Annotated in this window: 21 protein-coding genes; 16 read left to right on the top strand and 5 right to left on the bottom strand. The window is 69.4% G+C overall.

Annotated features, from left to right (window positions below; translation table 11 throughout):
* Positions 1-35: 35 nt before the first annotated feature.
* On the bottom strand, positions 36-926 hold the full coding sequence (locus tag HN013_RS18820; RefSeq protein WP_171167657.1) for a C40 family peptidase: 891 nt from the start codon (positions 924-926) through the stop codon (positions 36-38).
* A gap of 750 nt (positions 927-1,676) precedes the next feature.
* On the opposite strand from HN013_RS18820, the gene HN013_RS18815 reads away from it, so the two are divergent.
* The 15 genes from HN013_RS18815 (at position 1,677) to nuoN (ending at position 17,983) form a co-directional block, all read left to right on the top strand.
* On the top strand, positions 1,677-2,036 hold the full coding sequence (locus tag HN013_RS18815; protein WP_004941767.1) for an NADH-quinone oxidoreductase subunit A: 360 nt from the start codon (positions 1,677-1,679) through the stop codon (positions 2,034-2,036).
* A gap of 13 nt (positions 2,037-2,049) precedes the next feature.
* The gene (locus HN013_RS18810) at positions 2,050-2,604 is read left to right on the top strand and encodes an NADH-quinone oxidoreductase subunit B family protein (RefSeq protein WP_171167655.1); all 555 of its coding nucleotides are present in this window, start codon (positions 2,050-2,052) and stop codon (positions 2,602-2,604) included.
* Positions 2,601-3,314, top strand: a complete 714-nt coding sequence (locus HN013_RS18805; RefSeq protein WP_171167652.1) for an NADH-quinone oxidoreductase subunit C — start codon at positions 2,601-2,603, stop codon at positions 3,312-3,314. Before HN013_RS18810 ends, HN013_RS18805 begins: the two co-directional genes overlap by 4 nt.
* A complete protein-coding gene (locus tag HN013_RS18800; protein ID WP_171167651.1) occupies positions 3,314-4,660 on the top strand; it encodes an NADH-quinone oxidoreductase subunit D in 1,347 nt (448 codons plus the stop codon). The genes HN013_RS18805 and HN013_RS18800 overlap by 1 nt, the downstream gene beginning before the upstream one ends.
* Positions 4,657-4,842: a hypothetical protein gene (locus tag HN013_RS18795; RefSeq protein WP_171167649.1), complete on the top strand. Its 186-nt coding sequence runs from the start codon at positions 4,657-4,659 to the stop codon at positions 4,840-4,842. The genes HN013_RS18800 and HN013_RS18795 overlap by 4 nt, the downstream gene beginning before the upstream one ends.
* 20 nt (positions 4,843-4,862) lie before the next feature.
* Entirely contained in the window at positions 4,863-5,681 is an 819-nt protein-coding gene (gene nuoE, locus HN013_RS18790; RefSeq protein ID WP_171167706.1) for an NADH-quinone oxidoreductase subunit NuoE, read from the top strand.
* Complete coding sequence (nuoF, locus tag HN013_RS18785) at positions 5,678-7,057, top strand: NADH-quinone oxidoreductase subunit NuoF (protein ID WP_171167647.1); 1,380 nt, start codon at positions 5,678-5,680, stop codon at positions 7,055-7,057. Before nuoE ends, nuoF begins: the two co-directional genes overlap by 4 nt.
* Positions 7,054-9,576, top strand: a complete 2,523-nt coding sequence (locus tag HN013_RS18780) for an NADH-quinone oxidoreductase subunit G (protein ID WP_171167645.1) — start codon at positions 7,054-7,056, stop codon at positions 9,574-9,576. The genes nuoF and HN013_RS18780 overlap by 4 nt, the downstream gene beginning before the upstream one ends.
* A gap of 77 nt (positions 9,577-9,653) precedes the next feature.
* A complete protein-coding gene (gene nuoH / locus HN013_RS18775; RefSeq protein ID WP_249375149.1) occupies positions 9,654-11,009 on the top strand; it encodes an NADH-quinone oxidoreductase subunit NuoH in 1,356 nt (451 codons plus the stop codon).
* Complete coding sequence (gene nuoI, locus HN013_RS18770) at positions 10,993-11,607, top strand: NADH-quinone oxidoreductase subunit NuoI (protein ID WP_398980203.1); 615 nt, start codon at positions 10,993-10,995, stop codon at positions 11,605-11,607. The genes nuoH and nuoI overlap by 17 nt, the downstream gene beginning before the upstream one ends.
* On the top strand, positions 11,604-12,428 hold the full coding sequence (locus tag HN013_RS18765) for an NADH-quinone oxidoreductase subunit J (RefSeq protein ID WP_171167641.1): 825 nt from the start codon (positions 11,604-11,606) through the stop codon (positions 12,426-12,428). The genes nuoI and HN013_RS18765 overlap by 4 nt, the downstream gene beginning before the upstream one ends.
* The gene (gene nuoK, locus HN013_RS18760; protein ID WP_171167638.1) at positions 12,425-12,724 is read left to right on the top strand and encodes an NADH-quinone oxidoreductase subunit NuoK; all 300 of its coding nucleotides are present in this window, start codon (positions 12,425-12,427) and stop codon (positions 12,722-12,724) included. The genes HN013_RS18765 and nuoK overlap by 4 nt, the downstream gene beginning before the upstream one ends.
* A 12-nt stretch (positions 12,725-12,736) precedes the next feature.
* Positions 12,737-14,695 (top strand): NADH-quinone oxidoreductase subunit L, encoded by a 1,959-nt coding sequence (gene nuoL / locus HN013_RS18755; protein ID WP_171167637.1) that lies wholly within the window; start codon positions 12,737-12,739, stop codon positions 14,693-14,695.
* Between the two features lies 1 nt (position 14,696).
* The gene (locus HN013_RS18750) at positions 14,697-16,316 is read left to right on the top strand and encodes an NADH-quinone oxidoreductase subunit M (protein ID WP_171167635.1); all 1,620 of its coding nucleotides are present in this window, start codon (positions 14,697-14,699) and stop codon (positions 16,314-16,316) included.
* Positions 16,313-17,983 carry an NADH-quinone oxidoreductase subunit NuoN gene (gene nuoN, locus HN013_RS18745; protein WP_171167633.1) on the top strand — a complete coding sequence of 557 codons (1,671 nt, stop codon included), beginning with the start codon at positions 16,313-16,315 and terminating at the stop codon, positions 17,981-17,983. The genes HN013_RS18750 and nuoN overlap by 4 nt, the downstream gene beginning before the upstream one ends.
* A 75-nt stretch (positions 17,984-18,058) precedes the next feature.
* Here nuoN and HN013_RS18740 read toward each other — a convergent pair whose 3' ends face one another.
* The 4 genes from HN013_RS18740 to HN013_RS18725 all read right to left on the bottom strand — a co-directional run bounded on the left by HN013_RS18740 (position 18,059) and on the right by HN013_RS18725 (position 22,625).
* The gene (locus tag HN013_RS18740; RefSeq protein WP_171167631.1) at positions 18,059-19,054 is read right to left on the bottom strand and encodes a hypothetical protein; all 996 of its coding nucleotides are present in this window, start codon (positions 19,052-19,054) and stop codon (positions 18,059-18,061) included.
* 2 nt (positions 19,055-19,056) lie between these two features.
* Positions 19,057-21,333 (bottom strand): hypothetical protein, encoded by a 2,277-nt coding sequence (locus HN013_RS18735; protein WP_171167629.1) that lies wholly within the window; start codon positions 21,331-21,333, stop codon positions 19,057-19,059.
* 9 nt (positions 21,334-21,342) lie between these two features.
* Positions 21,343-21,702 (bottom strand): hypothetical protein, encoded by a 360-nt coding sequence (locus HN013_RS18730; protein WP_171167627.1) that lies wholly within the window; start codon positions 21,700-21,702, stop codon positions 21,343-21,345.
* Between the two features lie 677 nt (positions 21,703-22,379).
* Entirely contained in the window at positions 22,380-22,625 is a 246-nt protein-coding gene (locus tag HN013_RS18725; RefSeq protein ID WP_212764533.1) for a GntR family transcriptional regulator, read from the bottom strand.
* A gap of 168 nt (positions 22,626-22,793) precedes the next feature.
* Between HN013_RS18725 and HN013_RS18720 the strand changes: the two genes are divergently transcribed.
* Positions 22,794-23,099: a hypothetical protein gene (locus HN013_RS18720; RefSeq protein ID WP_171167623.1), complete on the top strand. Its 306-nt coding sequence runs from the start codon at positions 22,794-22,796 to the stop codon at positions 23,097-23,099.
* The last annotated feature ends 101 nt before the right edge of the window (positions 23,100-23,200 follow it).

Genomic DNA, 23,200 nt, shown 5'->3' with positions numbered 1-23,200 from the left:
GGGAGTGGCGGCCCTTCGTCAGCTCTGTCCGTCCGTCACATGACGCGCACGGCGCCCGTGGGCGGGGAGTAGCTCATGTCGCGCTCGACGATGCCCGTGCTGGGGTTCTGGGCGCCGATGAACTTGCCGCCGCCGATGTAGACGCCGACGTGGTACGCGCTGCCCGCGGAGCCCCAGTAGAGGATGTCGCCCGGCTGGAGGTTCGACAGGGACACCTGGGTGCCGGCGGTCGACTGGTCCTGGGAGACGCGGGGGAGGCTGATGCCGATCTGCTGGTAGGCGGCCATGACGAGGCCGGAGCAGTCGTAGGAGGAGGGGCCGGTGGACCCCATCACGTAGGCCTTGCCGACCTGCGCCCGGAGGAAGGAGACGAGGGTGGCGGCGTTGCCGGTCGCACCCGTGCTGCTCTTGGACGAGCTGGTGGAGGTCTTGGTGGCGCCCGAGCCGGAGCCGGAGGAGCCGGAGCCCTCGTCGTCACTGTCGGAGGAGGAGGCGGCGGTGGCCTTGGTGCCCAGCGAGGTGCGCTTGGCGTCGCGGGAGGCGCGGGCCTGCTCGGCCTCGCGCTTCTCCTTGGCCTCGGCGGCCTTGCGCTCGGCCTCGGCCTTGCGGTCGGCCTCCTGCTTCGCCTTCTTGGCGGCGACGCGGGCGTGGTCGACGGCCTTGTCCACCTGCGCACGGACCTGGTAGTCGTTCGCGGTCTGCTGCGTGGCGGCCGCGCTCTCGGCGACGGAGGAGGAGAGGGCGGCGTTGAGCGCCGGCATCTCGATCGTCGCCTCGGCCGGCTTCTCGGCAGCGGTCGCCTGAGCGGCGCCCGTGACGGCCAGGGTGCTGAGGACGCCACCGGCAACACCCGAGCGGATGGCCCACGACTGCGTCGCGGGGCGACGGGGCTTCCGGTGGCTGGTTATGTGCGCGTTGGGGGACATGGGACAAGGGCTTACCAGGCCCCGTAGGTTGAGTTCAATATAAGTGACGTGGACCACAAACGGCGTTCGGGGTCCCGGAATTCGGGGCAGGCGCACCGGAAGCGGTCTCTCCGCGGCCCGCTCCGGCAATCGTGATCATGCTCCTAAGCATGGCATTTGGGCGCCGGAGGCGATCAGCGGCACGGCATATCACGTTCCGGTCTCGGTCGTCGAGGTCCGCTTCACAAACCGGGCGCCGGGCGCACGCCTGCGTGGCGGAGTTCACGTGCGCACGCCCTTGCCGCGGGCTGGTGAAGGAAAGCACGAGCCGACGATCCGACGGCGGCCGGCGCGACGTGTCGGTGACACCGCTCCAGCGGGTGGCGCTCCTATATCAGTTGACGGAGGCATACGCCAATTTGCATGTAGGCCCCATGGCTTGATAGTGCCTCACCCCTTCGAGACCGCCTCGACCAGCGGAAAAGTGCCGGAATGTGACCACAGGCGATCACTCGGATGCTTCGGGTGAGAAGATCACCGCTCATCCGACTTGATGATCGTTCGTCAGGTGGTGGAGATCACAAACGCCGTCGCGTACGCCGTGTCGCAGATCACAGACCGCCGGGCATAAGATGCCCTCGACCAGGGCTTGTGAACTGCCTCACATATTCGCGATCTTCGCAGATCCCTTCCGCGGTGTTCGCCGGTGAGCGGTCCGCGCGGAGGTCCGGTCAGCCAGCAGTCAGTGTCGACTGGAAGGAGCGAGGAGCGGTGAACGCCTACGCGCCCATCCTCGTACTGGGAGCCCTCGGTGCCGGCTTCGCGATCTTTTCCGTGGTCATGGCATCGCTCATCGGGCCGAAGAGGTACAACCGCGCCAAGCTCGAAGCCTACGAATGCGGCATCGAGCCGACGCCGCAGCCGTCCGGCGGCGGCCGCTTCCCGATCAAGTACTACCTGACGGCGATGCTCTTCATCGTCTTCGACATCGAGATCGTCTTCCTCTACCCCTGGGCCGTCGCCTTCGACTCCCTCGGGCTGTTCGGCCTCGTCGAAATGCTGCTCTTCGTACTCACCGTCTTCGTCGCCTACGCCTACGTCTGGCGGCGCGGCGGCCTGGAATGGGACTAGGGGGCCACCGCACATGGGTCTTGAGGAGAAGCTGCCCAGCGGCTTTCTGCTGACCAGCGTCGAACAGGCCGCGGGATGGGTCCGCAAGGCGTCGGTCTTCCCCGCCACCTTCGGCCTGGCCTGCTGCGCCATCGAGATGATGACGACCGGCGCCGGCCGCTACGACATGGCCCGCTTCGGCATGGAGGTCTTCCGCGGCTCCCCGCGCCAGGCCGACCTGATGATCGTCGCCGGCCGGGTCAGCCAGAAGATGGCGCCGGTGCTGCGCCAGGTCTACGACCAGATGCCCAACCCCAAGTGGGTCATCTCCATGGGCGTCTGCGCCTCCAGCGGCGGCATGTTCAACAACTACGCGATCGTCCAGGGCGTCGACCATGTCGTCCCCGTCGACATCTACCTGCCCGGCTGCCCGCCGCGCCCCGAGATGCTCCTGGACTCGATCCTCAAGCTGCACAAGAAGATCCAGGGCGAGAAGCTCGGCCCGCACCGGGCCGCCGCCGAGGCCGAGACCGAGCGGGCGGCGCTGAAGTCCCTGCCGCTCATCGAGATGAAGGGGCTGCTGCCGTGAGCGAGCAGGACCGTCCGGACGAGCGGGTCCCCGTCCAGCGCGGCGACACCGGCGAGGCCATCGGCGTCCGCAAGGGCATGTTCGGCGCGAACAACGGCGGTGACACCACCGGCTACGGGCGCCTGGTGCGCACCGTCCGGCTCCCCGGGGAGAGCGTCCGCCCCTACGGCGGCTGGTTCGACGAGGTGGCCGACGAGCTGGAGGGGGCGCTGGAGGAGCAGGGCCTCGTCCCGTCGAACGCCATCGAGAAGACCGTCGTCGACCGCGGACAGCTCACCTTCCACATCGCCCGCGAGCACCTGCCGCGCGTCGCCCGGACGCTGCGGGACGACCCGGCGCTCCGCTTCGAGCTGTGCACCGGCGTCAGCGGCGTCCACTACCCCGGGGACAAGGGGCGCGAGCTGCACGCGGTCTACCACATGCGCTCGATCACCCACGCCAGGGTGATCCGGCTGGAGGTCACCGCCCCTGACGCCGATCCGCACGTGCCGTCCGTCGTCGACGTCTATCCGGCCAACAACTGGCACGAGCGCGAGGTCTACGACTTCTTCGGCCTGGTCTTCGACGGCCACCCGGCGCTCACCCGGATCATGATGCCGGACGACTGGCAGGGCTTCCCGCAGCGCAAGGACTACCCCCTGGGCGGCATCCCCGTCGAGTACAAGGGCGCCCAGATCCCGTCTCCGGACCAGCGGAGGTCGTACAGCTGATGTCCACCAGCGAATCCCCCACGAGCCCCCACGGCACCGCGGGCCCGCGCGAGACCACCGAGGGCACCGTCTACACCGTCACCGGCGGGGACTGGGACGAGGTCGTCGCCGCGGTCCGGAAGACCGACGACGAGCGGATCGTCGTCAACATGGGCCCCCAGCACCCCTCCACCCACGGCGTGCTCCGCCTGATCCTGGAGATCGACGGCGAGACGGTCACCGAGGCCCGCGCGGGCATCGGCTACCTGCACACCGGGATCGAGAAGAACCTCGAATTCCGCAACTGGACGCAGGGCACCACCTTCGTCACGCGCATGGACTACCTCATGCCGTTCTTCAACGAGACGGCGTACTGCATGGGCGTGGAGCGCCTGCTCGGCATCGAGGACCGGATCCCCGAACGGGCGACGACCCTGCGCGTGCTGCTGATGGAGCTCAACCGCATCTCCTCGCACCTGGTGTTCATCGCCACCGGCGGTATGGAGCTCGGCGCCACCACGGTCGCCGTCTTCGGCTTCCGGGACCGCGAGATGGTCCTCGACATCTTCGAGCTCATCACCGGGCTGCGGATGAACCACGCGTACGTCCGCCCCGGCGGCCTCGCCCAGGACCTGCCGCCCGGCGCGGTGGACCAGGTGCGCGAGTTCGTGAAGAAGATGCGGAAGAACCTCGTCGAGTACGACAAGCTCGCCGTCGGCAGCCCCGCCTACAAGGCCCGGCTGCAGAACGTCGGCTACCTCGACCTCACCGGCTGCATGGCCCTCGGCGTCACCGGCCCGGTGCTGCGCGCCGCCGGCCTCCCGCACGACCTGCGCAGGTCCGACCCGTACTGCGGGTACGAGACCTACGAGTTCGACGTGCCGACGGTCGACACCTGCGACGCGTACGGGCGCTTCCTCATCCGGCTGGAGGAGATGCGGCAGTCGCTGCGGATCGTCGAGCAGTGCCTGGACCGGCTGGAGCCCGGTCCGGTCATGGTCGGGGACAAGAAGATCGCCTGGCCGGCGCAGCTGGCCCTGGGGCCGGACGGGCTGGGCAACTCCCTGGACCACATCAAGAAGATCATGGGGACCTCGATGGAGGCCCTGATCCACCACTTCAAGCTGGTGACGGAGGGGTTCCGGGTGCCCCCGGGACAGGTGTACACGGCCCTGGAGTCGCCGCGCGGCGAACTGGGCGCACACGTGGTCAGCGACGGCGGCACCCGGCCGTACCGGGTCCACTTCCGCGACCCCTCCTTCCACAACCTCCAGTCCATGGCGGCGGTGTGCGAGGGCGGCCAGGTCGCCGACGTCATCGTCGCGGTGGCGTCCATCGATCCTGTGATGGGAGGCGTCGACCGGTGAGCGTCGCACGCGCGGCCGCCGGGCCGCAGATGACCGTGATGGCGGCACCTCTGCGCCGCGCGGGCGGAGAAGCGAACAAACAAGAGGGGTGCGTCGCACGCGCGGCCGCCGGGCCGCAGATGACCGTGATGGCGGCACCTCTGCGCCGCGCGGGCGGAGAAGCGAACGAGGAGGCGTGGTGACGACAGAAACGCACCTGGGGATGCCCCAGCTCCCCGCCCCCGACTACCCCGCCGAGGTGCGCGCCCGGCTGGAGGCCGACGCCCGGGAGGTGATCGGCCGCTATCCGGACAGCCGGAGCGCCCTGCTGCCGCTGCTGCACCTGGTGCAGGCCGAGGAGGGGTACGTCACCCGCACCGGAATGCGCTTCTGCGCGGAGCAACTCGGCCTGACCACGGCCGAGGTGACGGCGGTCGCGACCTTCTACACCATGTACCGCCGCCGGCCGGGCGGCGACTACCAGGTGGGGGTCTGCACCAACACCCTCTGCGCGGTGCTCGGCGGCGACGCCATCTTCGACGCGCTCCGCTCCCACTTGGAGGTGGAGAACGGGGAGACCACCGGCGACGGCAAGGTCACCCTGGAGCACATCGAGTGCAACGCCGCCTGCGACTTCGCACCGGTGGTGATGGTGAACTGGGAGTTCTTCGACAACCAGACCGTCGAGAGCGCCAAGCGGCTGGTGGACGACCTGCGCGCCGGGCGCGCGGTCGAGCCGACGCGCGGGGCGCCGCTCTGCACCTACCGGGAGACCGCCCGCATCCTGGCCGGCTTCCCGGACGAGCGGCCGGGCGCGGTCGAGGCGAGCGGCGGGGCGGGGCACGCCTCGCTGGCGGGGCTGCGGCTGGCGAAGGGCGAGACGGGTCCTGCCAGGGTCGGACCACCGCGCGGCGCACCGCCGTTGGGCGAGCGCCCCCCGGACCATCCGAGCTCCCACGACGCGCCCCAGCCGACATCCGCCTCGGACCCCGAGCACCCGAGCGGTCCGGTCACCGGGGACGCCGAGGAGGAGAAGGGATGACCGTGTCCACTCATTACGGAGGGGCCTCCCGGCCGGAGGCCGGGGGAGGGGACGCTCCGGAGAAGCTGCTCGCACCCGTGCTGAGCGCCTTCTGGGACGAACCCCGCTCGTGGACGCTGGAGACCTACCTCCGGCACGAGGGCTACCAGGGGCTGCGCAAGGCACTGGCGATGACGCCGGACGACGTGATCGCCTATGTGAAGGACTCGGGACTGCGCGGACGCGGCGGCGCCGGCTTCCCCACCGGGATGAAGTGGCAGTTCATCCCGCAGGGCGACGGCAAGCCGCACTACCTCGTCGTCAACGCGGACGAGTCCGAGCCGGGCACCTGCAAGGACATCCCCCTCCTCTTCGCCAATCCGCACTCCCTCGTCGAGGGAATGATCATCGCCTGCTACGCGATCCGTTCGGAGCGCGCGTTCATCTATCTGCGCGGCGAGACCGTCCCCGTGCTGCGGCGGCTGCACGAGGCCGTCCGCGAGGCGTACGCGGCCGGCTACCTCGGGCGGAACGTCCTCGGCAGCGGGATCGATCTCGACATCACCGTGCACGCGGGGGCGGGCGCGTACATCTGCGGCGAGGAGACGGCCCTCCTCGACTCGCTCGAAGGACGCCGCGGCCAGCCCAGGCTCCGGCCCCCCTTCCCCGCGGTCGCGGGGCTCTACGCGTGCCCCACTGTGGTGAACAACGTCGAATCCATCGCCTCGGTTCCCGCGATCCTCAGCAAGGGCAAGGACTGGTTCCGTTCGATGGGCAGCGAGAAGTCCCCGGGCTTCACGCTGTACTCGCTGAGCGGCCATGTCGCCGGCCCGGGACAGTACGAGGCGCCGCTGGGGATCACCCTCCGCCAGCTGCTCGCCATGAGCGGCGGTATGCGCCCCGGCCACCGGCTCAAGTTCTGGACGCCGGGCGGCTCCTCGACCCCGCTGCTCACCGACGAGCACCTGGACGTGCCGCTGGACTACGAGGCGGTCGGCGCCGCCGGGTCGATGCTCGGCACCAAGGCCCTCCAGTGCTTCGACGAGACCACCTGCGTCGTCCGGGCCGTCACCCGGTGGACCGAGTTCTACGCGCACGAGTCCTGCGGCAAGTGCACCCCCTGCCGCGAAGGCACCTACTGGCTCGTCCAGTTGCTGCGCGACATCGAGGCGGGCCGCGGCCGGATGGCCGACCTCGACAAGCTGAACGACATCGCCGACAACATCAACGGCAAGTCCTTCTGCGCGCTCGGGGACGGCGCCGCGAGCCCGATCTTCTCCTCGCTGAACTACTTCCGGGCCGAGTACGAGCAGCACGTCAAGGGCCGTGGCTGCCCCTTCGACCCGGCGAAGTCCACGGTGTGGGCCGACCAGTCGCACCCGGAGGTGCACGTATGACCGTCACCACGTCCGCGCCCTCAGGAGGGGGGAACGCGGCCGTACCCCCCGACGACCTGGTGTCCGTCACCATCGACGGCATCCCGGTGTCCGTGCCCAAGGGCACGCTCGTCATCCGGGCCGCCGAGCTGGTCGGCATCGAGATCCCGCGGTTCTGCGACCACCCGCTGCTGGACCCGGTGGGCGCCTGCCGGCAGTGCATCGTCGAGATCGAGGGCCAGCGCAAGCCGATGGCGTCCTGCACCATCACCTGCACCGACGGCATGGTGGTACGGACCCAGCTCACCTCCCCGGTCGCGGAGAAGTCGCAGCGCGGGGTGATGGAGCTGCTGCTCATCAACCACCCGCTGGACTGCCCGGTGTGCGACAAGGGCGGCGAGTGCCCGTTGCAGAACCAGGCGATGACCGCGGGGCAGGCCGACACCCGGTTCGAGGGCCGCAAGCGCACCTACGAGAAGCCGGTGCCGGTCTCGCCGCAGATCCTGCTGGACCGCGAGCGGTGCGTGCTCTGCGCCCGCTGCACCCGGTTCTCCAACGAGATCGCCGGGGACCCGATGATCGAGCTGCTGGAGCGCGGCGCGCTGGAGCAGGTCGGCACCGGCGAGGGCGACCCGTTCCTCTCGTACCACTCCGGCAACACCATCCAGATCTGCCCGGTGGGCGCGCTCACCTCGGTGGCGTACCGGTTCCGCGCCCGGCCGTTCGACCTTGTGTCGTCGCCGACGGTGTGCGAGCACTGCGCGGGCGGCTGCGCCACCCGCACCGACCACCGGCGGGGCAAGGTCATGCGGCGGCTGGCCGCCGAGGACCCCGAGGTCAACGAGGAGTGGCTGTGCGACAAGGGCCGCTTCGCGTTCCGTTACGCGCAGCGCCCCGAGCGGCTGGAGACGCCCCTGGTGCGCAACGCCGAGGGCGCCCTGGAGCCGGCGAGCTGGCCCGAGGCGCTGGAGGCGGCGGCCCGCGGGCTGACCGCCGCGCGCGGCCGGGCGGGCGTCCTGACCGGCGGCCGGCTGCCGCTCGAAGACGCCTACGCCTACGCGAAGTTCGCCCGCCTCGCGCTCGACACGCACGACGTCGACTTCCGCGCCCGGGTGCACAGCGGCGAGGAGGCCGACTTCCTGGCCGCCCGGGTGGCCGGACGGGGCAGGGACCTCACCGGGGACGGGGTGACGTACCGCTCCCTGGAGCAGGCCCCGGCCGTGCTGCTCGTCGGGTTCGAGGCCGAGGAGGAGGCGCCCGGCGTCTTCCTCCGGCTCCGCAAGGCCTGGCGCAAGCACGGCCAACGGGTGTTCTCCATCGCCCCGTTCGCCACCCGAGGCCTGGAGAAGGCGGGCGGCACCCTGCTGCCCGCGGCTCCCGGCACCGAGCCGGAGTGGCTGCGCGCCCTCGCCGACGGCACCGCCCCGGACGGCGACGCCCGGGCCGCGGCCGAGGCGCTGCGCCGCGAGGGCGCGGTGATCGTCGTCGGAGAACGGGCGGCCGGGGTGCCCGGGGCGCTGACGGCCGTCGCGGCGACGGCGGACGCGACCGGCGCCGCCCTGGTGTGGATCCCGCGCCGGGCCGGTGAGCGGGGCGCCGTCGAGGCGGGCGCCCTGCCGGGCCTGCTGCCCGGCGGCCGTCCGGCCACCGATCCGCGCGCCCGGGAGGAGACGGCCGCCGCCTGGGGCGTGCCCGAACTGCCGCGCAGCCCCGGCCGGGACACCGGACAGATCGTCGAGGCCGCGGCCACCGGCGAACTGGCCGCGCTGCTCGTCGCCGGGGTGGAGGTCGCCGACCTGCCCGACCCGGCGCGGGCCCGCGAGGCGCTGGACGCGGTCGGCTTCCTGGTCGCGCTGGAGCAGCGGCCGAGCGAGGTGACGGACCGGGCGGACGTGGTCCTCCCGGTCTCCGCCGTCGCCGAGCGGTCCGGCACCTTCGTCAACTGGGAGGGCCGGGCCCGCCCGTTCGAGGCCGCGCTCAAGCCCGACCAGATGGTCCGCCGGCACGTCCTGCCCGACCTGCGCGTGCTCCATATGCTCGCCGACGCGATGGCCGCCGAGGGCGGCCCGCACGGGCCCGCGCCGCTGGGCCTGCCGGACGTCCGGGCCGCCCGGGCCGAGCTGGCCCGGCTGGCCCCCTGGACCGGCGCCCCCGCCGCCGATCCCGTCGAACCCGCGCGCCGGATCCCCGCCGCCGGACCCGGCGAGGCGGTGCTCGCCGGCCACCGGCTGCTGCTCGACCAGGGCCGGCTCCAGGACGGCGACGACGCGCTGGCCGCCACCCGGCACCCGGCCGTCGCCCGCCTCTCCCCGGCGACGGCGGCCGAAACAGGCGTCGCGGACGGCGCGTTGCTCGCCGTCAGCGGCCCGGCCGGGACCGTCCGGCTGCCGCTGCGCGTCACGCCCATGCCGGACCGGGTGGTCTGGCTCCCGCTGAACTCGACGGGCGGCGGCGTCGCCTCCGACACCGGGGCGCTCCCCGGGGAGGCCGTGCGCATCGCACCCGGCGGGGACCCCGAGGGACCGGAGGTGCTGTCGTGAACGCGGTCGCTGCCGTGAACGCGGTCCAGGGCTGGGAGCCGGGCTCCCTGCACGTACTGGCCAACGAGAACCTGTCGATGTTCGGCCGCGACCCATGGTGGCTGGTCGTCGTCAAGGCCGTCTTCTGCTTCGCGTTCGTCATGCTGACGGTGCTGCTGTCGATCGTCATGGAACGCAAGCTCATCGGCTGGATGCAGCTGCGCATCGGCCCCAACCGGCACGGCCCGTGGGGAATGCTCCAGTCCCTCGCGGACGGCATCAAGCTGATGCTCAAGGAAGACATCGTCGTCAAGCGCGCCGACAAGGCCGTCTACATCCTCGCGCCGATCGTGGCGGCCATCCCGGCCTTCATGGCGATCGCGGTGATCCCCTTCGGGCCCGCCGGCAACGAGGTGTCGATCTTCGGCCACCGGACGACGATGCAGCTCACCGATCTGCCGATCGCCGTCCTCTACATCCTGGCCACGGCCTCCGTCGGCATCTACGGCATCGTCCTCGGCGGCTGGTCCTCCGGCTCCACCTACCCGCTGCTCGGCGGCCTCCGCTCCTGCGCCCAGATGATCTCCTACGAGATCGCGATGGGCGTCTCGTTCGCGGCCGTCTTCCTCTACTCCGGGTCGATGTCGACCTCGGCGATCGTGGAGGCGCAGCACAACCGGTGGTATGTGCTGCTGCTGCCGGTCTCCTTCATCATCTACATCGTCGCGATGGTGGGGGAGACGAACCGGGCGCCGTTCGACCTGCCGGAGTCCGAGGGCGACCTGGTCGGCGGCTTCAACACCGAGTACTCGTCCATCAAGTTCGCGATGTTCATGCTGGCCGAGTACGTGAACATGGTGACGGTGTCGTCGGTCGCCGTGACGCTGTTCCTCGGCGGCTGGCGGGCGCCGTATCCGGTCTCGGCATTCTGGGAGGGCGCGAACCACGGCTGGTGGCCGATGCTCTGGTTCGTCATCAAGCTCCAGCTGCTGCTCTTCTTCTTCATCTGGCTGCGCGCGACCCTGCCGCGGCTGCGCTACGACCAGTTCATGAAGCTGGGCTGGAAGATCCTCATCCCGGTCTCGATGGTCTGGCTGATGCTCGTCGCGACGGTACGGGCGCTGCGGAACGAGGACTACGACTTCCAGTCGATCGTCCTCTACGTCGCCGGCGCGGTCGTCGCCATCCTGCTGCTCTCCTTCGTCGCCGATCTCTTCCGGGACCGCGGCGACCGGGACGTCGAGGGTGCCGGGCAACCATCCGGCGACGGCGGCGAGTTCGATCCCATGGCGGGCGGCTTCCCGGTCCCGCCGCTGCCCGGACAGACGCTGCCGCCGGTGCCGCGCAGGCGCTCGCGGCGGGATCCGGAGCTCGCCGAGGCCGCTGTCAGTGGTGGAGTGGATACTGTGCGTGACGGCTCTCAGGACGGAAAGGAGGGTGACGGTGCCCACTGAGTCTTCCCGCGAGGACGCCCCGCGTCCCCGCAAGAACCCCGTGGCCGGCTTCGGGGTGACCTTCAAGGACGTCTTCAAGAAACGCCTCACCGAGCAGTACCCGGAGTACAAGAAGCCCACCGCGCCGCGCTTCCACGGCCGCCACCAGCTCAACCGGCATCCGGACGGCCTGGAGAAGTGCATCGGCTGCGAGCTGTGCGCCTGGGCCTGCCCGGCCGACGCGATCTACGTCGAGGGCGCGGACAACACCGACGAGGAGCGCTACTCGCCGGGCGAGCGGTACGGGCGCGTCTACCAGATCAACTATCTGCGCTGCATCCTCTGCGGGCTGTGCGTCGAGGCGTGCCCCACCCGGGCGCTCACCATGACCAACGAGTACGAACTCGCGGACAGGAGCCGGGAGTCGCTCATCTACACCAAGGAGGAGCTGCTCGCCGGGCTGGAGGACGGCATGGTCGACAGCCCGCACGCGATCTTCCCCGGGATGACCGAACAGGACTACTACCGCGGCCTGGTGACCGAGGTGGCGCCCGGCACCGAGCGCCAGGTGGCGGTCAGCAAGGGCGAGAAGCCCGAGTCCGAGGGGGTGGAGGCATGAACGTCGCCGCCGACTCCCTCACCTCCACGGGCGAGGCGGTCCAGTTCTGGATCCTGGCGGTCGTCGCCACGGCGGGCGCGCTGGCCACGGTGCTGATGAAGAGAGCGGTGCACAGCGCCCTCTCGCTCGCCGGGACCATGATCGTGCTGGCCGTGTTCTACCTGGCCAACGGCGCGTACTTCCTCGGCGTCGTGCAGGTCGTGGTCTACACCGGCGCGATCATGATGCTGTTCCTCTTCGTGGTCATGCTCGTCGGCGTCACCGCCGCCGACTCCCTGCGCGAGACCATCCGGGGCCAGCGGTGGCTGGCCGCCCTGTGCGGGCTGGGCTTCGGCATCCTGCTGATCGCCGGGATCGTCAACGCGTCCCTGCACCACTTCAACGGGCTCGGCCAGGCCAACTCCGGCGGGAACGTCGAGGGGCTCGCCGCCCTGATCTTCACCAAGTACGTCTTCGCCTTCGAGATCACCGGCGCCCTGCTGATCACCGCGGCGGTCGGCGCCATGGTGCTCACCCACCGCGAGCGCATCCGGCGGGCCGCCACCCAGCGGGAGCGGTCGCAGCAGCGGGTGCGCGACGGCGTCCAGGTGGCGCCGCTGCCCGCGCCGGGCACCTACGCCCGGCACAACGCCAACGACATCCCCGCCCTGCTCCCCGACGGCACCCCGTCCGAGCTCAGCGTCAGCGCCACACTGCGCTCCCGCGGCCAGGTGCGGGACGTCTCCGGGGAGGCGCTCGCGGACCTCGCGGCGCTGGAGCAGCGGTCGCGCCGGTGGCTGGAGCGCGACGGCGACGAGGACCGGAAGGGAGCCGCCAAGTGAACCCGGTCAGCTATCTCTACCTGTCCGCCCTCCTGTTCACCATCGGGGGCGTCGGCGTGCTCGTCCGGCGGAACGCGATCGTCGTCTTCATGTGCATCGAGCTGATGCTGAACGCCTGCAACCTGGCGTTCGTCACCTTCTCCCGGATGCACGGCAACCTGGACGGCCAGATCTTCGCCTTCTTCACGATGGTCGTGGCCGCGGCCGAGGTCGTCGTCGGTCTCGCGATCATCGTGTCGGTCTACCGCGCCCGCCACTCGGCCTCGGTCGACGACGCCAGTCTGCTGAAGCTGTAAGGGGACGCCGCCATGGAGAACCTCATCGGACTGCTCGTCCTCGCGCCCCTGCTGGGGGCGGGGATCCTGCTCTGCGGCGGGCGGGCCCTCGACCGGGCCGGGCACTGGCTGGGCACCCTGCTCGCGGCCGTCTCCTTCGCCCTCGGCGTGGTGCTCTTCGCCGACATGCTCGGCCGCGACGCCGAGGGCCGCGCGCTGGACGTGACCGTCTTCCAGTGGGTGCCGGTCGGCGGCTTCCGCGCCGACGTCGGCTTCCACCTCGACCAGCTGTCCATGACCTTCGTCCTGCTGATCACGGGCGTGGGCACGCTGATCCACCTCTACTCCGTCGGGTACATGGAGCACGACGAGCGGCGGCGCCGCTTCTTCGGCTACCTCAACCTCTTCCTCGCCGCGATGCTGCTCCTGGTCGTGGCCGACAACTACCTCCTGCTGTACGTCGGATGGGAGGGCGTCGGCCTGGCGTCCTACCTGCTGATCGGCTTCTGGCAGCACAAGCCCAGCGCCGCGACCGCGGCCAAGAAGGCGTTCCTCGTCAACCGCGTCGGCGACATGGGCCTGTCGATCGCGATCATGCTGATGTTCACGACATTCGGCACCTTCGCCTTCGACCCCGTCCTCGGCCAGGCCGACCGGGCGGGTGAGGGCAAGCTGACGGCGATCGGGCTGATGCTGCTCCTCGCCGCCTGCGGCAAGTCGGCCCAGGTGCCGCTCCAGAGCTGGCTCGGGGACGCCATGGAGGGCCCGACCCCGGTCTCGGCCCTCATCCACGCGGCCACCATGGTGACCGCCGGCGTCTACCTCATCACCCGCTCCGGGGCGATCTTCGAGGGGGCGCCGGACGCGCAGACCGCCGTGGTCACGGTCGGGGCCGTCACGCTCCTCTTCGGTGCGATCGTCGGTTGCGCGAAGGACGACATCAAGAAGGCCCTGGCCGGCTCGACCATGTCGCAGATCGGCTACATGATCCTCGCCGCCGGGCTCGGCCCGATCGGCTACGTCTTCGCGATCATGCACCTGGTGACGCACGGCTTCTTCAAGGCCGGGCTCTTCCTCGGCGCCGGATCGGTCATGCACGGCATGAACGACGAGGTGGACATGCGCCGTTACGGCGGACTGCGGAAGTACATGCCGGTCACCTTCGTCACCTTCGGCCTCGGCTACCTCGCCATCATCGGGTTCCCCGGGCTCTCGGGCTTCTTCTCCAAGGACAAGATCATCGAAGCGGCCTTCGCCAAGGGCGGCACCGAGGGCTGGATCCTCGGCGGCGCGGCCCTGCTCGGCGCGGCCATCACCGCGTACTACATGACGCGCGTGATGCTGATGACCTTCTTCGGCGAAGAGCGGTGGCGCCGGGCTCCGTCCCCGGCCCCATCCCCGTCCCCTGACGAGCCGGGCGCGGAGCCCGCCGCCGGGGCGCACGGCGCCGGCGAGATCCCCCACCCGCACGAGTCGCCGCGGACCATGACGATCCCCATGATCGTCCTGGCCTTCGGATCGGTCTTCGCCGGCGGCCTGTTCACGATCAACGACACCTTCCTGAAGTGGCTGGAGCCCGTCACCGGGCACGAGGAGGGCGACTCGCCGGTCAGCGCGCTCACCGTCACCGGGGCGACCATGGTCGTCCTCGTGCTGGGCGTCGCACTGGCCTGGGCCCAGTACGGCCGCAAGCCCGTCCCGGTCACCGCGCCCCGCGGCTCGCTGCTCACCCGGGCGGCCCGCCGCGACCTGCTCCAGGACGACTTCAACCACATCGTCCTGGTCCGCGGCGGCGAGCAGCTGACCCGCGGCCTGGAACGGATCGACCGCTCGGTGGTGGACGGCGCCGTCAACGGGACCGCCGTCACGGTCGGCGGCCTCTCCGGCCGGCTGCGCAGGCTGCAGAACGGCTACGCGCGGTCGTACGCGGTCTCGATGTTCGGCGGCGCGGCGGTGCTGATCGCCGCGACCCTGCTGATGAGGGCGGTCTGACATGTCATTTCCCCTGCTCACCGCGACGGCCGCGGTCCCCGCCGTGGGCGCCGTCGTCACCGCCGCGGTCCCGGCCGCCCGGCGCGAGGCCGCCCGGTGGCTCGCGCTGGCCTTCTCGCTGGCGACGCTCGCCCTGGCCGCGGCCCAGCTGATCCGCTTCGACCCGGACGGCGGGCAGTTCCAGCTCACCGAATCGCACGCCTGGATCGCCGACTTCGGGGTCCGCTACGAACTGGGCGTGGACGGGATCGGCGTCGTCCTCGTCGCCCTGACCGCGCTGCTCGTCCCCTTCGTCCTGCTGGCCGGCTGGCACGACGCCGACCCGCTGGAGGCCCCGTCGCCCAACCGGCGCTGGCGGCCCACCCAGGGGTTCTTCGCCCTGATCCTCATGGTCGAGGCGATGGTGGTGATCTCCTTCGAGGCCACCGACGTCTTCCTCTTCTACGTCTTCTTCGAAGCCATGCTCATCCCGATGTACTTCCTCATCGGCGGCTTCGGGGACCGGGCGGGGGAGCACACCGGCAAGGACGCCGAGGAGGCGGCGGCCCGCCGCTCCCGCGCCGCCGTGAAGTTCCTCCTCTACAACCTCGTCGGCGGGCTCGTCATGCTGGCCGCGGTGGTCGGGCTGTACGCGGTCACCGCCGACCAGCTCGGCGCCGGCACCTTCTCGCTCCAGGAGATCGTCCAGGCGCGGGCCGCCGGGAAGCTGGAGTTCGCCACCGTCACCGAACGGGCCCTGTTCCTCGGCTTCTTCTTCGCCTTCGCGGTGAAGGCGCCGCTGTGGCCGCTGCACACCTGGCTGCCCAACGCCATGGGCGAGGCCACCTCGCCGGTGGCCGTGCTGATCACCGCCGTGGTCGACAAGGTCGGCACCTTCGCGATGCTGCGGTTCTGCCTCCAGCTCTTCCCGGGGGCGTCCAAGTGGGCCACCCCCGTGATCATCGCGCTGGCGCTCGTCAGCATCCTCTACGGCGCCCTGCTCGCCGTCGCCCAGCGCGACATCAAGCGGCTGATCGCCTACGCCTCGATCTCGCACTTCGGCTTCATCATCCTGGGCATCTTCGCGATGACCAGCCAGGGCCAGGGCGGCGCCACGCTCTACATGGTCAACCACGGCATCTCCACAGCGGCGTTGATGCTGGTCGCCGGCTTCCTGATCACCCGCAGGGGCTCCCGGCTCATCGCCGACTACGGCGGGGTGCAGAAGGTCGCCCCGGTCCTCGCGGGCACCTTCCTGATCGGCGGCCTGGCCACGCTGTCCCTGCCGGGCCTGGCGCCCTTCGTCTCCGAATTCCTCGTCCTGGTGGGCACGTTCAGCCGCTACCCGGCGGCGGGCATCATCGCCACCGTCGGCATCGTCCTCGCCGCGCTGTACGTCCTGGTCCTCTACCAGCGGACCATGACGGGACCGGTGAAGGAGCCCGTGCGGAACATGCCGGACCTGCGGGTCCGCGAACTCGTCGTCGTCACTCCGCTGATCGCCCTGCTGCTCTTCCTGGGCGTCTACCCCAAGCCGGTGACGCGGATCCTCGACCCCGCCGTCGAACACACCATGTCCCAGGTCCACCGGACCGATCCCCAGCCTGATGTCCGAGTGAGCAACGCGGAGGGCGCGAAGTGAGCCGAGCAGCCGCCGTCCACAGCCTGTGGACAGACTTTTCCGCGACGTCGGTCCTCGCCGACGCCCCGAGGAAGATCCCCGGGCCGCACATCGAGTACGCCCAGCTGTCCCCGACGCTGATCGTCCTCGGCGCCGCGGTCCTGGGCGTCCTGGTGGAGGCGTTCCTGCCCCGCCGCTCCCGCCACACCGCCCAAGTCGCCACCACCGTCGTCGGCCTGGCCGCGGCGTTCGCCGCCGTCGTGGCGCTCGCCGCCAAGGGCTACGCCACCGGGAAGGCACACGCGGCGGCGATGGGCGCGGTCGCCGTCGACGGCCCCGCCCTCTTCCTCCAGGGCACGATCCTCCTCGTCGCCCTGGTCGCCGCCCTCGGCTTCGCCGAACGCCGGCTCGACCCCGCCGCGCACGGCCGTCCCGTCGACTCGTTCGCCGCCCAGGCCGCCGCTGTCCCCGGCGGTGACGCCGAACAGGAGGCCGTGAAGGCGGGCTGGACGACCAGCGAGGTCTTCCCACTGCTGCTGTTCGCGGTCGCCGGCATGCTGGTCTTTCCCGCCGCCGACGACCTGCTGACCCTCTTCGTGGCGCTGGAGGTCTTCTCCCTCCCGCTCTACGTCCTGTGCGCGCTCGCCCGCCGCAAGCGGCTGCTTTCGCAGGAGGCGGCGGTCAAGTACTTCCTCCTCGGCGCCTTCTCCTCCGCCATCCTCCTCTTCGGGGTGGCCCTGCTCTACGGCTACGCCGGGACCGTCACCTACTCCGGCATCGCCGACGTCATCGGCGGCACCGTCCGCACCGTCGACCCGGCCCTCGCCTCCTCCACCGGCAACGACGCCCTGCTGCTGATCGGCGGCGCGATGGTCCTCATGGGCCTGCTCTTCAAGGTCGGCGCCGCGCCCTTCCACATGTGGACCCCCGACGTCTACCAGGGCGCCCCCACCCCCGTCACCGGCTTCATGGCCGCAGCAACCAAGGTCGCCGCCTTCGGCGCCCTGCTGCGGCTCCTCTACGTCGTCCTGCCCGGGCTCCGCTGGGACTGGCGGCCCGTCATGTGGGGCGTCGCCATCCTCACCATGCTCGTCGGCGCCGTCATCGCCGTCACCCAGACCGACGTCAAGCGGCTCCTCGCCTACTCCTCCATCGCCCACGCCGGCTTCATCCTCGCCGGCGTCATCGCCATCAGCCCCGACGGCGTCTCCTCCGTCCTCTTCTACCTCGCCGCCTACTCCTTCGTCACCCTCGGCGCCTTCGCCGTCGTGACGTTGGTCCGCGACGCCGGCGGCGAGGCCACCCAGCTCTCCAAGTGGGCCGGTCTCGGGCGGCGTTCGCCGCTCGTCGCCGCCGTCTTCGCGGTGTTCCTGCTCGCCTTCGCCGGCATTCCGCTGACCAGTGGCTTCGCCGGGAAGTTCGCGGTGTTCAAGGCGGCGGCGGAGAGCGGGGCCGCTCCGCTGGTGATCGTGGGTGTGGTGTCGTCGGCGATCGCGGCGTTCTTCTACATCCGGGTGATCGTGCTGATGTTCTTCAACGAGCCGCGGGCGGACGGGCCTACGGTGGCGGTGCCTAGTCCGTTGACTTCGGTCGCCATCGGTGTCGGTGTCGTGGTGACGCTGGTACTCGGCGTCGCGCCGCAGTATTTCTTGGACCTGGCGGGGGATGCGGGGGTGTTCGTGCGCTGAAGGTGGGGGTGGGGGCGGGTGACTCGCCTCCACCCCTTCAGCGTTCTGTCCCAGGGTTGGAACCTCGGCTCATTCTCACGAACTCGGCACAGAACAGCCGTGACGCTTGGCCGAGTTCGCGGCGAACGTCTTCATTGCCTGTGTCTCCAACGCCGGCTCAGGCGGGACAGGACGGGATCCGTCGTACAGCCGGTCCATGACATAGAAGGCATCACCGGAAGGGCAAGTGGCCGTGGCCCGATGGTTCCGATCGGGTGAGGGGAACCCGATATCATGCCTCGCGCTTTGCACATACGGGCCGTAATAGGCTGTGAGCCTGAACTTTCCCTTGCCTGAACCGTCCGTCAGGACGCAGTTCTCGATGGGGGTGGTGTCGTCAGCAGCACTCTCGTATGACGGTGAGTCGATACCTCGGCACGTGCCGACGGCCTTGCCCGCTTGCTTCAGCACCTTCGTGGAATCACGGGGCACGCCGGTGATGGTGTTACCGCGCGGCTTTCCACCGCACCCCTCCTTCTTGGCTACTTTGATGAGGGTGCCGACCGCCGTGCCGGCCAGCTTGGTTCGCTCTTCACTGTTCAAGGCTGCGGAAGGACGCCCATTCAACTGCGCGCTGACCACTATGGCCTCACTCGTGGCCTTCCCGCAGCTCATGTACGCGTCGGCGTAGCTGGATCCTTCGCTGGTCGTCATGAATGCCGCCCAGCCATTCCCTACCGGACTCACCATCGGGTGTCTGTAGTTCTGCTTGTTCTGCGAGATCAGAAGATCGTGGACCCTTTCCCGCTGCTTGATGTCGACGCTCAGATAGTCCTTCCGACTGCCGGAGGCGCCCACGCTGCAGTGCGTAGAAGATGACAGCAGCGGGCGCAATCGACCGCCACCCAGCAGCTCCTTCAGCTCGGAGTGATCAAGCGTCCCTTCGCACAGGTCGGAGATCGAACGCTCGTACTGTCGATCGTCGTACGCATCGTAGATGTACAAGGCTGCCCCGCCCAGCACCGCGAGCGCAGTTACTACGGAACTGAAGATCCCGACCTTACGGTGCCACCAGGGGCAATTGCTTGCCATGATCAGGAGTTCCTCTTGAGTTCTGCGAAGGCCAGCGTACGGGCAGCTACATACTGCTGGGTGGCTTCATCCTTCATGTTGATGAAATAGGGGTCGGTTGCGCTCACATTCCGCCCCTTTGCCCAGCGTTCGATCAAGTGATGAGTGTCCCCACTCTTGGCTTTGAGGTCATTTATGGAGCGCTCTTGTGCAGCCTCGTCCGCCTGACTCTTTATGTCATTTGCCCATTCGTACGTAGCGGTATCGACGATACGCTGGGCAGCGTCACCAATAACAGGGAACGGTGTGATCGGGGTTCCCGCGCCGTGGTAGGCGTATTTCCCCACGTCGTCGGCCCAGGTCTTTCGGGCGTCGCGATCATCGAGGATGATGTCGGTGCCTATGGCGTTGAAGGTGCCTATTCCTGCGCCGGCGCTGTGTGCATGGTTGGCCCAGGTCACCGACCCTCGCTCGGCAGGGGTCTGGCTCAGGTCCTGCGCTGCTTGGGCTCTCTCCGCCTTGTACAGCATCGCGAAATCTTCCGGGGACTCCGAGACACCGCGGATGATTCTGATCACCGAGCCTCTGTCGGATTTGAGGTGCGCGCCGTCGTTCAGATCCTCCGCCCGGTCGGCGAGGATTTTGTGTGTATCGGGCGCGTAGTCGACCAGGGTTCGGGCCAGTGGGCTCCGCAGGCCCTCGGGTACCGAGTCCCCGCCGTATTTCTCGTCGAGCGTCGCGATCGTGTCCTGGAGGACACGGGCCTGGCCTGCCGTGTGCTTCCCGTCGTGACGTTCGCCGCTGTCGGGCGCCGAGCCGGTAGCCGCAGCCTCGATGGCTGCGCCGAGCCCCTTGCGGCTGTCCGCCGCCTCGGTGTCGTTGCCGCCGTGCCAGGAGTTGCCACCGTAAGCAGCGTCACCGTGCAGTTTGACCTCGTTGTTGACGACTTTCCAGTCCCGCTCCTTGAGCAGGTAGTGGAGACGGTCGTTGTCCCGGCCGGGTCCGGGGTCCAGGTAGGCGGTTGCCGTCTTCGGGTCGCGGCTCATCATTCCAAGAGCGTCATCCACTGGGTCATGGGCAAACCCATCACCCTTCTTACCGTGGGCATCTCCGTACAGGTCCCAGACGTCCTTGTGCTTCTTCTCCGCCGCGATCATGTCGTCGGTGACGTCGGTAAGGAACTGCGGCGAAACGTTGCCACCCTGTTTCATGAGAGTGATGAGTCGCTGGTATCCACGGATCTGTTGGCCGCGCCCCTTGGGGCCTACGCCTTGTTTTTCCGCGGCTTCGAGATCGTACTTATCGATCCCTGCCCTGCGCAGTCCCTCACGCCAGTTGTTGTAGAACTCCGCATCCTTCGACTTCGACCATGCGGCAAAGGCGTCCCGATACCCCGTGCTGCCGTACGGGAGCTCCTTGCCGGCCGCGTCCTTGAACCCCGGGGGGCGCGAGGCGGAATCGATGCTGGTGGCCAGCCCCTTTTCCAGGGTCAAGTAGTCCTTCTTGTGCTCCGTGTCGCCGAAGTACGCGAGGTCGTTCAGTTTGTTCGCGAGCTTGAGAGTGTCCTCGGGCCCGAGGGAGGTCAGCAAAGTGCGATTGAAGGTCGTGTCGTTGCCGTTGTCCCGGTAGAGCCGTGCGAACTCCGCGCGCTCTGCCGCGCTGAGCTTGTTGCCGCGGAGGAGCCGGTCCGCATAGGCCTTCGCCTCCCGGGCCTCGTAGACCTCTATGTCGCCGACTGCCTTGGAGTTGAAGAACTCGGAGGGGGAGTGCCCGGTACGGATGCCGGCCGCTTCGTGCAGCGCGTACTTGACGCCTTGGTCTGCGTCGTCGACTGCCTGCACAGCCTTCTTGATGGCCTCCGTCCACGTGGATTCGGCCTCATGACACTTACGGACGTAGGTCGCGTAGTCGGGGTCGTGCCGACTGATGTCGAGCGTACTGAGGTCGAAGGTGGCTCTGCCTTCGCTGTCGATGTGCATGCCCGCCTTTCGAGCGTCGGCGGCAAGGGATGTGACCCTGTGCGCGAGGCCCGAGAGCTGCGTGTGGGCATCCCGCAGCAGTGAGGCGATGGCTTTGGCCTGCGTCTGGGCGGCGGCCAACTGCTCCTGCGTCGCTGTGAATCGGTCGCCGGCCACCTCGACGGCCTGCCCGAGCCATAAGCCGTCCTTCGTTACGGAGTGCACTTTGTTCTTGTAGAGGGACTCAACTCCGTGGAGCGCTCTGGCCATCTCGTCCCACCTGGCGGCGGCCGAGGTGAGCGAGTCCAGTTTCGCGCTGACGGTTTCCTGGTATGTCGGCATGATGACCTCCTACCGGCTCCCCTTCTCGCCTTGTTCGGTCCCGGACTGGAACCTGCCGAGGATGGATGCGGTCCGGCGGTCGTACTCGGTGAAGCCCGTCAGTGCCTGCTGAAGGGCGGTCCTGTCTCCATCGAGCCATCCCTTGAGGTGCTGCACCTGCCGCCCCCACTCGTCGTGCACGTCCTTCAGACCCGCGCCGGTGGCCCAGCCGCGGAGTGCCGAGACGGCTTTGCCGGTCGCCTCGTCCGCCTTCATCGCCGCCGTGTCGGTGCCGGGTTGAATGTCCCCGGCCAGTGCCTTGACGGCGGCCTCCTTACCCGACCTGTTGGTCCTGAGCCTGTCCACGTTGCCGAAATCCCCATCGGACATGTGCCCTCCCCTGCCGTGAACCCCGACTCGACTGACCGGGCCGCGTCGCGCACCGTTGTCCCCATCGCTTGTGCTGACCCGATGACCGCGAGTCACATGTATAGCGCAACGGTCACTCGGTGCGCATGGGTATCAGCGCTCATATGCCGTAAAGATCGCGGGAGTTCGTGACGCCATCGCAGGGAGCGTTGTCAAGGCGAGTGGTGCTGGTGGGGCAGCATGGTGCTTGGTCGGGTGCGGGTTTCGTCTCGGGCCCTGCCGGGCCCAAAGCGGCCGGCTGCGGAGCGGGGGCGGGGCCGGATCTTGGCTGCGGGTGGGGGCCACTCCCGGCTACAGGCCGGAGGTGGGTGGATCCGACCGCCGGAAGAGGGGACCGGCGAGCCTTTCGCGCTCCCGTCCACCCATCTTGAAGAGCGAACCACCCCACCGGCCCTGTCCGCCCCCGCTTGCCACAGGAGTTGCGGAAGGAAGGCCCGGGCAGGCCCTGTCAGCACGAAATTGGTAGGAAGTGGCGCCGCTCGCTTTCCACCGCCCCCGCCCGGGAACACCCGCACCCGAAAATCCGGCCCCCGGCCCCGCCCGCCGTAGCCGGCCGCTGTGGGCCCGCAGGGCCCGAGACGAAACCGTTCGTCGACAGAGCACCATGCCGCCCCGCCGGCCCTCACCGGCCGCAGGAGTCAGCGAGAGGTCGGCTTGGGCGGCTTGGCGGCGACGAAGGAACCCATGCCGGGAGTGGTGACGATCAGGCCCTCGGCGCGGAGGGCGGCAGTGACCTTGCGGACGGTCACTCGCGCGACACCGAATTCCTGCTCCAGCTTCGTCTCGGAAATCAGGTGGTTCAGCGGGTACTCACCGCTCGCAATGCGTCGCCGGATCACGTCGGCGATCTGCGTCCACTTCGGCAAGGTCGGATCGAACTCCATCACGGGCGAAACTGTATGTATTGGCACACGTCCGAACATAGATGCTAGCGGCTATATCGGGCTCTAGACAGGCCCATACTGGTCCCACTAGTGTGGCGCGTCACAAGACCCCCGCGACCGCTCGCAACGGCCCGGGGGCATGGCCACCAGCCAACAGGAGCTGATGACGTGAAGAACTCTATCGCCCGCCTTCTCGCCTGGACGAGGGCGCAGTTCGGCTACCGCGCGGCGCCCGAAACCCCTGTTACGCCGGTTCCGAGGGAGTCGCCCGTTCCCGCGCCGGCCCCCGCCCCCGAACTGTTCCGGCCCCGCTGCGGCGTCTACATCTGGGCGACGGCCCACGGGATCGACATCCGTCCCACCAGCCCGCTGCACGCCTGTACCTGTTCCGGTGAGACGGATCCCGCCGCCGACACGGATCGGCTCCGCGCGAAGGTCCGTGAGGTGAACGCGCGCGGGACCTGGGGGAGGTGAGGGGCCCCAGTCCCGCCCTTTCACCGTTTCCCGGAGAGGGCCCCGGACCCCCTGAAACCGCGCTCCGCGCGGTTGTCCTCAATCGCCGGACGGGCTGAATA

It is taken from the genome of Streptomyces sp. I05A-00742, assembly GCF_013055795.1.
Taxonomy (GTDB): Bacteria; Actinomycetota; Actinomycetes; order Streptomycetales; family Streptomycetaceae; genus Streptomyces.
Note: the sequence above shows the minus strand (reverse complement) of the source record. Positions and strands in the feature narration are given on the sequence as shown.